Source organism: Pseudoalteromonas sp. AOP31-A2-14, from assembly GCF_052378035.1.
In the GTDB taxonomy this organism is placed as follows: domain Bacteria; phylum Pseudomonadota; class Gammaproteobacteria; order Enterobacterales; family Alteromonadaceae; genus Pseudoalteromonas.
Map to the genome: position 1 here is coordinate 87,693 of NZ_JBQSXI010000002.1, position 13,903 is coordinate 101,595.

Sequence of the window (13,903 nt, forward strand, 5' to 3'; positions counted from 1 at the left end):
ATTGAACGTATGTTCAACTTATGAATTTTCTGATGGCTAATAAAATAAAATTCGATCGTGATAACGTAGTGCAGCTTGCTAGTCAATTATTTTGGCAAAAGGGCTTCCATGCGACCTCTACCCGTGATCTACAAGACACCATTGATATGCGCCCAGGCAGTATTTATGCAGCATTTGGATCTAAAGAAGGTTTATATTGCGAGGCGTTAAAAAATTACACCACGATGATGCAAGCAACATTAGAGCAATGCTTAGCTGAGAGTGAAACAGTCTTAGCGGGTCTTAAAGCATTTGTGCAGCAGGTTACTATTGCAGATAAGCAATGCAGTCAACCCAGCGAAATATGCATGTTGGTTAAAGCTAATGCAGAGTTTAGCGAACAACAACCGCAGTTAAAGGCATTAAGTGAAACGCTGCTTGCTCAGTTTGAGCAATATTTAGCGTCGTTATTCACTAAAGCTCAAGCAAATAATGAACTGGCAAACGATCTACCTGCAATTGAATATGCCCGTCTGTTTCAAATTCAATTTACAGGGCTGCGCAGTTACTTACACCGTCCACAACCTCACAACACCGCAATGAACTTAATTGATAGTATGTTTGTGATGTTAAAGCAGCTATAAAAACGTAATAACGAGGGTCTGTTGACCTTTGCGGATTAAAATTTGTTCAAACTCGGGGCGGTTTAATCGCTTTGCTCGGTTTGTAACCTAGTGGGCTAAGTAAAAACCGAGCAAAGCTTCCGCGTCCTGCTCACGCCCCTTACCTACATCCATGTAGGCAACAAAGAGTAAATCGCCCCGAGGCAGAACCCAAAGGGCAGCGCCTGTTTGGCATTGATGCTGCGTTATCGCCTATTTATGGGGAATAACCACACTACATAGGCGCTGCCTTGCCTAAATACCAAACAGACTGCTGCAAATTTAACCTTAAAAGGTCAACAGATGTATGGACTCCCACTTCCATCAGAAGTAACGTAATAAGTGTCCAAACTTTTACTAAGGAGCCCATACATGTTGAATTGTAATGTGATAGCGATTGATTTAGCAAAAAATTTATTTCAAGTTTGCAAAACGCAAAGCAATGGCAAAGTTATTTATAACAAAACAATAAGCAGAGCCAAGCTTAAAGAGTTATTAATTAAAGAAAAGCAATCTTTAGTTGCTATGGAGTCATGTGGCGGAACGCATTATTGGGCGCAATTTGCTAAACAGGCAGGGCACCAGATCAAAGCGATTAACGCGCGACAGGTAAAAGCGTTTCGTCAAGGGCAGAAAACCGATGCAAATGATGCGCTGGCTATTTCAGTTGCAGCGAGACAGCCTCATATAAAAGGAAGTCGTTTACTTTCAGTGCAAGAGCAATGCTTACAAGGCATTGAATGTATGCGTGATTTATTAGTCAAAGAAAAAGTCAGTTTAGGTAATCAACTAAGAGCTTTATTGTTAGAGTTTGGTTACCCAATTGCTCAAGGGGATACGAAGTTGACCCAAGCGATACCTGAGATATTAGAAGATGCTGAAAACAGCCTAACAGGCGCTTTTCGCTTCACAATTAACCGAGTTTATCAGCGTTTTACTGAGGCGATTGAAGAGGTGAAGCTGATTGAAAAGCAATTGCATGAAGTAATTAAAGAAGATCAAACCTGTATACGTTTGCAAGCATTAGAAGGCGTGGGACCTGTCTGTGCAATACTGATTAAAATAGCACTAGGTAATATAACCCATTTTAAAAATGGTCGAGAAGCTGCGGCCTGCTTTGGTCTAACACCAGTACAGCATAGTAGCGGGGGAAAACAAAATATAGGCTCGATATCTAAAGTAGTAGGAAATAAGAAGCTGCGTAGTGCTTTGTATAAAGGCGCATTAGCTGTTGTTTCACAACTAGAAAAAAGAGAAGTTCGTAGCCAAAAAGATATATGGTTAAAAGCATTAAGTGTACGTCGAGGCAAAAAAGTAGCCGCTATAGCGTTAGCAAATAAAACAATCAGAACGGCTTTTGCAATGCAAAAGCATAACAAAGATTATCAGCCACAATTACTTGTGGCTTAAAGACTTGTCAGAAAGATCGATTGAAATAGGTAAGACCGACCTTCAATAGACTGTTAGGGTCTGAAGTTTGAAAAACTGCTCAACAGAAAAGTCATGAAGGTGCGAATACATTTGAGGCCAGGGGTAGCTCCTCAATTTGAGCCCGTATATAAGCTAGCATCTAATTTATTTCAATTTTATTTTTGACATTAATAGGGAGTCCATATAAGACCCTAAGCTGTTTAAGCTCAGGTTTTTAGTTTATTAAGCTCATTACTTTGTTGGTCAACTAGTTGATTCAAGGTGTGGCAGTGATTACCCGCTTGCTGCGCCGATTGTTTTTGATACGTTCACCATAAGCCGCTGCATTGCAGTGATATTTTCTTCAACCTCAGCAGCAATTAACTTTTCAGACTGTTTACTTAGTGGCTCATACTTGATGAAAGCGGCTGCCACTACGCGATACTGGGTAAAATTAAAACAGTCGTAAAAATGCGACCAAAAGTAAACCTAGAAAGCTTTTTTGCTAACACCAACTGCCGCATTTACGTACACCTAATGCCATCGCCGTTTTGTTAAAGAATGGCCTGTTTGAGTTTATTTAGTCTTATTAAAACTATAAAAAGTATAATTAATTTATAGTTTTGGGGTTCCTCATCTTTAAATTATTTATACTGTGGCGTATTTTTGTGGGCAGCTAAATACCCCGTGGCGATCGCTGCTAAAAACAATAAAATAGCGCTGGCAATTAAGCACGCTGTTAACCCATATAACTGAAATATCCCCCCAGAGAGTACCGTGCCTAATAGTCTTCCTGAGGCATTCGCCATATAATAAAAGCCTACATCCAGTGACACTCCATCTTTATCTGCAAAACTGACAATTAAATAACTCCTAAATTCGGATAATAAGTGCAATTTCTCAGATTAGATGGCCAGCTGTTATAATTCGGCCATTTTCTCGCCAAAGGAAATTGCTTTAATGAAATATAAACAGCTGACACAAGAAGAAAGATACCAGATTTACGCGTTAATAAAAGCAGGAAATAACCAAAAGCAGATAGCTGAAGAACTAACTCGTTCACCGTCATCTATTTCTAGAGAGCTAAAACGCAATAAAGGACTTAAAGGCTATCGGCCTAACCAAGCCAATAACTTTGCTGAACAAAGACGTAAGTCATCTTTCAAAGCAAGTAAGTTAACAGAGGACGTCACTCACTGGATTAATAAATTGTTGCATGACGGACTTTCCCCTGAGCAAGTGGCAGGCCGCTTAGCTTTAGAGAAACAGGTCGTTTTACATCATGAAACAATTTATCAATATATTTACAGAGACAAGGCTCGTGGTGGCAAGCTACATAAGACACTCACTCGTGCATGTAAAAAGTATAAAAAACGCTATGGAAGCTATGATAAACGTGGACAGATAGTTAATCGAGTCAGCATTGATGAACGCCCAAGTATTGTGGATTCAAAGTCTAGGATTGGTGATTGGGAGGGCGATACAGTGATAGGTAAAGGGCGTAAAAATGCGCTTGTCACAATGGTTGAACGTAAAACGTTATATACAGTCGTTCACAGAATTGAAAGCAAGCATGCGAAAATAACAGCCGATGCGCTGATCACGTGTATGACACCATATAAAGGTAAGGTTATTACCGTGACGTTAGATAATGGAAAAGAGTTTGCTCACCATGAGCATGTTGCACAAAAATTAGAAGCTGATGTGTATTTCGCTCATCCCTATTCATCATGGGAGCGGGGCATAAATGAGAATACCAACGGCTTACTTAGACGCTTCTTCCCCAAGGGAACTGACTTTATGGCGCTAAGTGAAGCAGAGATACAGGCGGCAGTTGATAAGCTCAACCATCGGCCAAGAAAAACAAGAGGGTATAAAACCCCTCATGAATTATTTACGGGGCAATCAGAAGTTCTGGTGGCTGCATAATGATTGCACTTAATACTTGAATTCAAGACTATGCAGTGACGAATTAATTGCAAAAATAGCACCAAAAACGCCCAGTCCAATCAATAAAATCACTTTAAAATGCCAGTCAAATACCGCACTTAAAGCAAGAAATACAGTAAATATACATAAAATAATCACCCATTTTTGCGCTTCACCCATCGCCACCGATAACAACTTATTATTAACGGTAATACGTGGAGCTTGGGTTTGAATGATGCCATAACCAATAACCCAAAGAGCCAGAAATCCACTCACCCACCAGTGATTCCAATTGAGCTCTGCAGCCAGGTAAATAGGTAATGCAACAACAAACCATACATCGCGGGCAGCAAATAAACACATTCTGGCAAGGCTTAATAAATTGATTGCTTTTGACTTAGAAAACAGTTGCGTAAACTTTGGTTTGTTTTTAGCTTTGCCGATATCACCTTTTAATTTTATTAGACTCAAGATCCATACTGCGCTCAATAAGGTAATTAAACACAGTAGCGCTCCTGTAAAGCCAAATAACGTAAGCAGTAGTCCACCTAAAAAGAAACCAACGCCTTTGAGTGCATTTTTAGAACCAGTTAATAAGGCTATCCACTTATATAATGTTGATTCGCCTTCTTCACTTTGTGGTACTAACGATTTAATTGCGCTCTTAGCACTCATTTTGTTCAAGTCTTTAGCGATACCACTGAGCGCTTGCGCTACCATGACATAAACAATACTTAACCACTCAGTAGGCACGCACAACATGAGTAACGCGACTATTTGTATAAATAATCCGATATTCATGGTTTTATTAAGACCTAAAATAGCCCCAAACCAACCGCCTACAAGGTTGGTAATAACGCCAAAAATCTCATAAAATAGAAACAACATGGCTATTGCCAGTGCACCATAACCTAGCTGATGAAAATACAACACCACCAGCATTCTTAACGCGCCGTCGGTGAGGGTAAAAGCCCAATAATTACCGGTAATTATTAGATACTGTTTTATCGGTTGAGATAGCTGGCTTAGCATCGTTATTTTATGCTCCTTTTATATCACTTAAACCAACCTTCAACATTAGCTCAGCAGTGCGATTGGCATATCCCCACTCGTTATCATACCAAGCATATATTTTTAGCTGAGTGTCATTAATAACCATGGTAGAAAGCGCATCAATAGTACAGCTGCGCGGATCTGTTTTATAATCTATGGATACCAACGGCTTTTCTTCATAGCCTAATACACCTTTAAGGTTGCCTCGTGCAGTCTCACTAAACCAAGTGTTAACCTCACTTTCGGTTACTTTACGTTCAAGCTCAAACACACAGTCAGTAATTGATGCGTTGGTTAATGGTACACGTATCGCATGGCCGTTTAACTTGCCTTTAAGTTCAGGGAATATATGGGTAATTGCCGTTGCACTACCGGTGGTAGTTGGGATCAAACTGCTACCGCAAGCACGTGCTCGGCGTAAATCTTTATGTGGGGCATCTATAATCGTTTGAGTATTGGTAATGTCATGGATCGTAGTTATTGAACCATGCTTTATACCCACCTTTTCTTGTAATACTTTAACTATAGGTGCTAAGCAATTAGTGGTACATGACGCTGCGGTTACTATTTTATGCAGCTCAGGCTCATAAAGATGATCGTTCACTCCCATAACTACATTAAGCACACCACTTTCTTTAACAGGCGCGGTCACCACCACACGTTTAACACCTTGATCTAAATACTGTTGTAGTAACTCAGTCGTTTTCATTTTACCACTGGCTTCAATTACTACATCGCAATCTGACCAATCAGTTTCATTAATATGCTTATTATTGCTGAGCGTTATTGCATGATTTGCGACGCGGATCACTTGGCCATTGACTAACACCGGCTCAGCTAAACGACCATGTACTGAATCAAATTCTAATAAGTGAGCATGAGTTTGGGCATCTCCCGCCACATCATTTATTTTTATAAACTCAACCTCAGGCCAATTAAGTGCTGCTCTTAATGTTAAGCGCCCCATGCGGCCAAAGCCATTTATACCTACTTTAATTGTCATTTTATTTTTCCTTAATTATTTCATAGTTATAACTACAGAGTTGAAGACTACTTAACTTCAGCGTCAAACCAATGGCTTGTTTTATTAGCAAACCATACCAAACTTAACATCACTGGCACTTCTACAAGCACGCCCACAACTGTTGCTAATGCAGCACCGGAGTGAAGCCCAAACAGTGAAATAGCCACCGCCACCGCAAGTTCAAAGAAGTTAGAAGTACTTATCATGCAAGCCGGCGCTGCTATGTTGTAAGGCAACTTCAGTATTTTTGCACCCACATAAGCAATAGCAAAAATACCGTACGTTTGAATGAGTAACGGAATAGCAATTAAACCAATAACCAGAGGCTCGTTTACAATAGTCGGTGCTTGAAAACCAAATAACAACGTAACAGTGCCCAGTAAACCTACTACCGACCAAGGTTTAGCTTTACTTAAAAAAGAATTAACTCGGTTTTCATTATCTTGCTTTTGTAGCTTTTTACGAGTTAACACTCCTGCAACCAAAGGCAGTAAAACATATAACCCCACTGAAATAAGGAGCGTTTGCCAAGGAATAGTAATATCACTTACACCCAGTAAAAATGCCGTAATAGGTGCAAAAGAAAAAATCATAATAATGTCATTCACCGATACCTGAACAAGCGTATAGTTAGCGTCACCTTTAGTTAATTGGCTCCAAATAAATACCATTGCAGTACAAGGGGCAACGCCTAACAAAATCATTCCTGCGATATATTCGTTAGCCGTTTGAGGGTCAACCATTGAGGCAAAAAAGATTTTAAAAAATAACCACCCCAATGCCGCCATACTAAATGGCTTGATCAGCCAATTAATAACAAGCGTTAAAATAAGCCCTTTAGGTTTTTTTCCAATATCTTTTATTGATGCAAAATCAATTTGCACCATCATCGGATAAATCATCACCCAAATAAGTACTGCAACAACTAAGTTTACATGGGCAACTTCAAACTGAGCCACAACAGCAAAAAGCTCAGGAAAAATATTGCCCAGTACCACACCTATAAAAATGCATAATGCTACCCAAATAGATAGGTAACGCTCAAAAATGCCCATAATAACTCTCCCTTAGTTGCGGCGTTCTCCAATTTAGGTGTTAATAGAGCCTTCACAACAAATTGTTGCTCTAGTTGGTCTATCGCCCATTTCATTCAATAAAGTTATGCTGTCATTTAAAAAGTCGTTATTATTAAGTGCTGTCTTTTCAATAACCTCAGTCGCCCATCGTGGTAAAGCATCGTTTAAACGATAAAACACCCATTGCCCTTGGCGCCTATCAGTTAGTAACTCACAATTTCTAAGCTGAGCTAAATGGCGAGACACCTTCGGTTGACTCAGTGATAGCGCAGCAACCAACTCGCAAACGCAAAGCTCTTGTTCTTGAAGTACCAGTAAAAGTGTTTTTAAGCGCGTTTCATCGGCTAAACATTTAAAAAATTGAATAGGATCTAAATAATTCATAACATCACCTTAGTATTAGACAACAACACTATATATGGTAAATCGTATATTTTAAAGTTTATATATGAAAAAACATATGTGATTTTTTAATTATTCACACCTGTCCTAATATCAGCCAAAAAATGATTGAACAGGCGCTTTTTATAATCAAATATACGCTATAGTATTGCGATACATAGATGATTTACCGGGGTGAGACATGAAAGCATTTGGTTATACGCAAGCAACAAAAAGCTTAACTGACGATTCTTTTCAAGAAATTGAGCTTCCTATGCCAAACGCACAGGGCCATGATTTATTGGTCAAAGTCAAAGCCATTTCAGTCAACCCTGTCGATGCTAAGATTCGGGCAAATGTCAGCCCTAAAAACGGTTATAAAGTAATTGGTTGGGACGCTGTCGGGATTGTTACAGCCGTTGGCGATACAGTAAGTTTATTTAAAGTAGGTGACCGCGTTTATTACGCCGGCGACCTGACTCGCTCAGGCAGTAATGCAGAGTTTCAGCTTGTTGACGAACGAATCGTAGGTAAAGCTCCTACTTCATTAAACGACGCTGAGGCTGCTGCACTACCATTAACTAGTATTACTGCATGGGAATTACTATTTGACCGTTTGCAAATACCCCACGATAAAGATGCTAAACCCGCGTCGCTATTAGTGGTGGGTGCAGCAGGCGGCGTTGGTTCTATTTTAGTACAACTTGCAAAAAAATTAACAGACTTAACCGTTGTAGGTACTGCATCACGCACTGAGAGTGTTACTTGGCTAAACGATCTAGGCATAGAGCATGTGCTTGATCATTCTAAGTGTTTAAACGAACAACGTCAGTCCCAAAACCTTAACCAGTTTGATTATGTAATAAGCCTCACTCACACTGAACAACATTTAGATAGCATTGTTGAGGTTATAAAACCACAAGGTAAACTGGCACTCATTGACGACCCTGCAAGTTTTGATATTTTAAAACTCAAACGTAAAAGTATCTCGCTGCACTGGGAGTTTATGTACACTCGTTCAATGTTTCAAACAGACGATATGATTGCCCAGCACCAATTACTTAACGAGCTGGCAAAGCTTGTCGATAACGGTACTATTAAAACGACCCTTGGCCAGCACCTTGGTAAAATTAATATTGAAAATCTAAGTCATGCTCACGCAATATTAGAATCCCATCAAGCACGCGGCAAGCTCGTGCTGGAAGGGTTTTAATTCCCCTTACTGGTGGAGCAAGTACAATAAGTTTGTGCGCCATCAGTGTGCACAAAACTGAACTTTTTCACTAAATTAGTGCTTATATTTAATTTGATGTATAAATAAAAAATCAAGCAGCTGATTTTATTGTAATAAAAATAACTTATCAGACTGGCATAATTCTTCCTTAGATAAACAATAGACAGTATCTAAACTTGGGTATTACATTACCAACCTCATCGACAGGGAAGATTTTCAATGTATAACTTTTATCATACTTTATATTTATTATGGCGCTTAGACATTAGTGTTTGGCATGTGCACCACGCAAACGATTCACATACAACCTCAGAGCAAGAGCGTAGGTTTGTTAATAAATAATAAAACTTAACCAAAGTGATGAACAAAATATAGGTCCATCCACTAGGATTAGTGAAGCCGCTGAACAATACACAATTCCCAAACGCACTATTTATAATGTGCTGTACTAAAACGTAACAATCATATCCAAGCCACGTTAAGATGGGGAGGTCACCATTTGCAACAAAACCGACACAATATTGAGATGGAGTTAACTGGCTTCATTTAATAATTTTCTGTATGGTGAAAAAACATTAAACTTCTTGGAATACCTATGCAGTCAGTTGAAATGAATTTTGATGGTTTAGTTGGACCTACTCATAACTACGCTGGTTTATCTTATGGGAACGTTGCCTCACTAAATCATGCCTCAACCCATTCGAACCCTCGAGAAGCCGTATTGCAAGGCCTTGAAAAAATGAAAGCCATGCATGAGCTTGGTCTCGAACAAGGTATTTTTGCTCCTCATGCCCGACCTGATATCAACATATTAAAGCGTCTTGGTTTTAGCGGCACAGATAGCCAAATAATTAACAAAGCGTTTAAAGTAGACCCTGTACTAGTACGTGCCTGTTATTCAGCATCAGCTATGTGGACAGCAAACGCTGGTACCGTGTCACCATCAATAGACACCCTTGATAATAAAGTACATTTTACCGCAGCTAACTTAAATAATAAGTTTCACCGCTCGTTAGAGCCAAGCACCACTAGTGCCATTTTGGCATCGATGTTTAATAATAATGATCACTTTAGTCATCATCCACATTTGCCAGAGCAAGGTTTTTTTGGTGACGAAGGTGCAGCGAATCATAATCGTCTTGGTGATAATCACGGCGACAATGGCTTAGAAATCTTTGTATTTGGGGCAAGTAGTTTTAACAGCACATTACCAAAGCCAAGTGTTTTCCCAGCAAGGCAAACCCTCGAAGCCTCACAAGCGATTGCTCGCTTGCATCAACTAAAACCTACGAACCAGCTGTTTATTCAACAAAATCCTGATGTAATTGACCAAGGGGTATTTCATAACGATGTGATTGCAGTCGCTAATGCCAATGTTTTATTGTGTCATGAGCAAGCATTTTTAAATCAAGCTGACGCCTTAAACAAGATTAGAAGCGCCTATTTAGGTGAAAAACAACTGCACATTATTGAAGTACCCACTGACAAGGTCAGCGTGAACGACGCTGTTAGTAGTTACTTGTTTAATAGCCAACTTGTTACCCTCCCTAGTGGTAAAATGCTATTAGTTGCACCTGAGGAATGCCAACGAAATTCAGCGGTTAACAGTTATATAAACGAACTTGTTCGTGGAGATAACCCGATAAATCAAGTACGTTTTTTCGACTTGCGCCAAAGTATGCAAAATGGCGGCGGCCCCGCATGTTTAAGGTTGCGCGTTGCATTAACAGAGCAAGAACTTGCTGCGGTTAACCCACAAGTACGCTTTAGCGAAGTAAAGTATCAGCAACTCACTACATGGGCAAATAAGTATTATCGCGACGCGTTAAGTAGTGATGACTTTGCCGATCCTAATTTACTCACCGAAAGCTACCAAGCACTGGATGAATTAACCCAACTACTTGACTTGGGCTCAGTATATCCATTTCAGCTATAAATTAGCTTATAATTTTCGGTACAGCCCTGTCTTTTAGGGCTGTACACCTTTTCCTCAATTCAATTAAAGTTAAGCTTTTTTGCGATATACTGTGGGCACACTATAATACGTTAGTTTTAAGCTAGTTGAGAGGTCATGTAATGGAAAAACAAAAAGTCATTCTAATCACCGGAGCATCAAGCGGCATTGGTGAAGCAACCGCAAAAAAACTGGTTGAAAATGGCCACAAAGTTATTATAACTGCGCGTAGTGAAAACAAACTCAATGAACTGGTTAAAGAGCTAGGTATCGATAACACTTTTGCCGTCGCTTGTGATGCAACTGACTATTCTGCCCTTGAAGTCGTTGTAAAAAAAGGCGTTAAGCACTTTGGCCGCCTTGATGTTGCATTTGCTAATGCTGGTATGGGTGTAAACACGCCAGGCACAGAGCAAGGCGATCCAGCCGAGTGGCAAAAAATGATTGATATAAACATCAATGCATTACTTTGGACTGCAAAACTTACCTTACCGCACCTTAGAAAAACCATCGGGCACTTTATTTTAACCAGTTCAGCTGCAGGGCGAACTCCGTTAAAAGGTTCTATATACGGAGCAACTAAGTGGTTTACTTATGGTTTTGGGCAAAACCTTGCTGAAGAAATGAAAGAATGGCAAGGGCGCTGTACTACCATTGCTCCAGGTATGGTTAACACACCCTTTTTTGATGAAGCAAAGCCCGATAAGCTAGACCCTGACGATGTCGCTGAAGCCGTTTTATTTGCTATTGAAGCAAACCCGCGCTGCAACGTGCGCGAGTTATTTTTAATGCCAACTAATTAGCATCTAAACTTAGTTATTACTATTGAGCGCGGCAAGACTGCTGCGCTCTTTTTAGATCATTAATAGAGGCAATAACCTGAGTAATCGTGCCATTGTCATTATTTACACTCGGCTGCTTAGCCAACTCTTTTTTGTTATGAAGCGCATCAAGTATCGCTAAATAACTTGCTTGCCACTGGGGTAAGTTCATAAAGAGCGGTTGCTTACTTTCGAGTAATTGTTGCCAAACCACAAGCTGATTTTGTAAAGGCGCAAGTAATTGCTCATCACACTGACGATTGTAGTCATCAACCTTATAATCGAATTCTTTAAGCGCTAAGCTTTCGACAGGTAACACATATAATAATTCATCCAACGGCACTTTTTGATGATACTCATCACGTAAAAACGCTAAATGATGCGCAGTATAATAATGAGCAGGCTCAATTAATTGGCTAAATGTTAACAATGCCGTTAAATCATTTTTTGATGCGTGAGGCTGTGCCTTAATCACACTTTTTAAGTGAGTCAAAAGTTGCTGCTGATGTAATAATCCAACAACTTCATCACTGTAACGGTCTATTACTGCTAAGCGTTTATACATGCTTTGTTCATCAGTAACGGTTCGCGCTGACCAAAAACGCTCGCCAATCGCATAAAGCCTTGGCCATAAACGGGTATCAATATTATCGGTTGTGATCATTTCAGCCCATGCTGTGGCTTCACCGCCCAGTACTTTACCTTTAAGTACGCGTTGTTGTTGCTCAGTTATCTGCTTATTTAACTGCGTTAAGGTGCTCTTTGAGTTTTCAAACGCAGTAAATTGGTACGGGGTGTTACCAATCATCGCATCTATATTGGTGGTTTTTTGTAATTCAAATGAAAGTAAGGTTGCGCCCATCCAAGTATCGAGTTTAACCTGATATACATCACCTTCTTGTTGTACATGTTGGCTAATAAACTGCCCTTTACCTTTTATTTCAATACGCGCTTGTAAGTTATTTTTTGGTGTTTTAAATAAATCTACTTGCCCGGTAACAGCTCTGCCTTTTAGTCGCGTGAGTGTAAAGTTAACACTGCCTAATAATGCACTGGCAGTTACAGGCTTTTTAACTAACGGCTCTGGGTGATTGCGATAGTGATAACTTGTCCAATGTGGTTGGTCAATATAAAAGCCGCTTGACAGTAAACCGTTGTATCCTTGCTCACGAATTTGCGCCAGTGAATGATGACCACGCCATGACTGCACTAAGGTGTTTTTCGGTAAACTTGGGTGTAGTACTTCATCCCAACCAATCATTTGCTTGTTATATTTAGCTAAAATTTTAGCCACTTCTTGATTAAAATAGGCGTGTAAGGCGTGACTGTCTGCCAGGTTTTTGTCCTGCATGTAAGCCTGTATATTGCTATTTTTTTGCCAATCAGTATCATCAATTTCATCACCGCCAATGTGTAAATACGGATCAGGAAATAAACCAGCAAGCTCTGCGACAACTTCTTCAATAAATTTATATACCTTTGGATTACTCGGGTCGAGTAACGGTTTAAATACTCCCCAGCGACGCTCCATTTGCGTGAGTTTTGTACCGCTACCCAGTTCAGGGTAAGCAAGCACAATGGAGCTTGCATGACCTGGCACATCGAACTCTGGCACGACTCTAATACCTAGTTTAGCCGCATACTGTACTACGTCTTTAATTTGAACTTTTGTATAATAAAGCCCATCAGATACCTGCTGATGTAATTTAGGGTAACTATTTAACTCAATTCGCCAACCTTGATCGTCAGTTAAGTGCCAGTGAAACACATTAAACTTTGCGGATGCTAAGCCACGTAATGTGCGTTTAACATCTGCAATCGGTAAAAAATGGCGTACGCCATCAAATAATAAACCACGCCACGGGTAAGTAGGCGTATCAGTAATCGTTACATTACTCAGCTGTAACGGTTGCTGAGCACTAAATAATAACTGCGATAGCGTTGCCAGCCCTGTGAGCATGCCGTATTGGTTAGCGCTGCTTAAATTAACGGTGTTATTTTTAATGGTTAGCGTATAGCTTTCATCCATATTTAAATAAGGTAATTCACTCACCGCCTCTGCAATATTGATATGTAATTGCGCCGCCGATTCCGTCGTAAACTGTAACTGCTTAAATTGCTCTGCAAATAATGTATTTTTAAACAGTGGCTGTAATAGTGGTTGCTGCGCTTTAGGTATAAAAACCTGCAGAGATGAATGAAGGGTTGTTACTCCAGCTAACGCCTCTACTTTTACAGGCATCGGCATTAATACGGGCTCGGCTTGAGAGGTGCTAGCAAAACTACAACTTAGTAAACATGCCCACAGAAAATGAGTAAACTTTTTCATATAACAATCCTTTAAAATCGACGATAATAAATGCTTCGTGCCACCAGAATA

At 39.9% G+C, this 13,903-nt stretch carries 10 protein-coding genes and 2 pseudogenes; 6 read left to right on the forward strand and 6 right to left on the reverse strand.

Features of this window, described 5'->3' with window-relative positions:
* Positions 1-32 precede the first annotated feature (32 nt).
* Positions 33-623: a TetR/AcrR family transcriptional regulator gene (locus ACT3S9_RS16250; protein ID WP_441836626.1), complete on the forward strand. Its 591-nt coding sequence runs from the start codon at positions 33-35 to the stop codon at positions 621-623.
* Positions 624-1,013: 390 nt separating this feature from the next.
* Positions 1,014-2,051, forward strand: coding sequence for an IS110 family transposase (locus tag ACT3S9_RS16255; protein WP_301563131.1), 1,038 nt, complete (start codon positions 1,014-1,016; stop codon positions 2,049-2,051).
* A 644-nt stretch (positions 2,052-2,695) separates the two neighbouring features.
* Here the strand turns inward: ACT3S9_RS16255 and ACT3S9_RS16260 are convergent.
* Positions 2,696-2,935: pseudogene (locus ACT3S9_RS16260) on the reverse strand (organoarsenical effux MFS transporter ArsJ); the annotation flags it as partial.
* Between the two features lie 76 nt (positions 2,936-3,011).
* On the opposite strand from ACT3S9_RS16260, the gene ACT3S9_RS16265 reads away from it, so the two are divergent.
* A complete protein-coding gene (locus ACT3S9_RS16265; protein WP_086959932.1) occupies positions 3,012-3,980 on the forward strand; it encodes an IS30 family transposase in 969 nt (322 codons plus the stop codon).
* A 27-nt stretch (positions 3,981-4,007) separates the two neighbouring features.
* Here the strand turns inward: ACT3S9_RS16265 and arsJ are convergent.
* The 4 genes and pseudogenes from arsJ to ACT3S9_RS16285 all read right to left on the reverse strand — a co-directional run.
* A pseudogene (gene arsJ / locus ACT3S9_RS16270) lies at positions 4,008-5,012 on the reverse strand (organoarsenical effux MFS transporter ArsJ); the annotation flags it as partial.
* 7 nt (positions 5,013-5,019) lie between these two features.
* Positions 5,020-6,036 (reverse strand): ArsJ-associated glyceraldehyde-3-phosphate dehydrogenase, encoded by a 1,017-nt coding sequence (locus ACT3S9_RS16275; protein WP_441835199.1) that lies wholly within the window; start codon positions 6,034-6,036, stop codon positions 5,020-5,022.
* A 47-nt stretch (positions 6,037-6,083) separates the two neighbouring features.
* Positions 6,084-7,112, reverse strand: a complete 1,029-nt coding sequence (gene arsB, locus ACT3S9_RS16280; RefSeq protein WP_441835198.1) for an ACR3 family arsenite efflux transporter — start codon at positions 7,110-7,112, stop codon at positions 6,084-6,086.
* Positions 7,113-7,145: 33 nt separating this feature from the next.
* A complete protein-coding gene (locus ACT3S9_RS16285) occupies positions 7,146-7,517 on the reverse strand; it encodes a metalloregulator ArsR/SmtB family transcription factor (protein WP_441835197.1) in 372 nt (123 codons plus the stop codon).
* Positions 7,518-7,716: 199 nt separating this feature from the next.
* Here ACT3S9_RS16285 and ACT3S9_RS16290 point away from each other — a divergent pair, with 199 nt between their 5' ends.
* The 3 genes from ACT3S9_RS16290 (at position 7,717) to ACT3S9_RS16300 (ending at position 11,505) form a co-directional block, all read left to right on the forward strand.
* Positions 7,717-8,727, forward strand: coding sequence for a zinc-binding alcohol dehydrogenase family protein (locus ACT3S9_RS16290; protein WP_441835196.1), 1,011 nt, complete (start codon positions 7,717-7,719; stop codon positions 8,725-8,727).
* A gap of 616 nt (positions 8,728-9,343) precedes the next feature.
* Positions 9,344-10,684, forward strand: a complete 1,341-nt coding sequence (gene astB / locus ACT3S9_RS16295; RefSeq protein ID WP_441835195.1) for an N-succinylarginine dihydrolase — start codon at positions 9,344-9,346, stop codon at positions 10,682-10,684.
* A gap of 140 nt (positions 10,685-10,824) precedes the next feature.
* The gene (locus ACT3S9_RS16300; protein ID WP_441835194.1) at positions 10,825-11,505 is read left to right on the forward strand and encodes an SDR family oxidoreductase; all 681 of its coding nucleotides are present in this window, start codon (positions 10,825-10,827) and stop codon (positions 11,503-11,505) included.
* Positions 11,506-11,524: 19 nt separating this feature from the next.
* Here ACT3S9_RS16300 and ACT3S9_RS16305 read toward each other — a convergent pair whose 3' ends face one another.
* The gene (locus tag ACT3S9_RS16305) at positions 11,525-13,852 is read right to left on the reverse strand and encodes a family 20 glycosylhydrolase (RefSeq protein ID WP_441835193.1); all 2,328 of its coding nucleotides are present in this window, start codon (positions 13,850-13,852) and stop codon (positions 11,525-11,527) included.
* Positions 13,853-13,903: the final 51 nt, after the last annotated feature.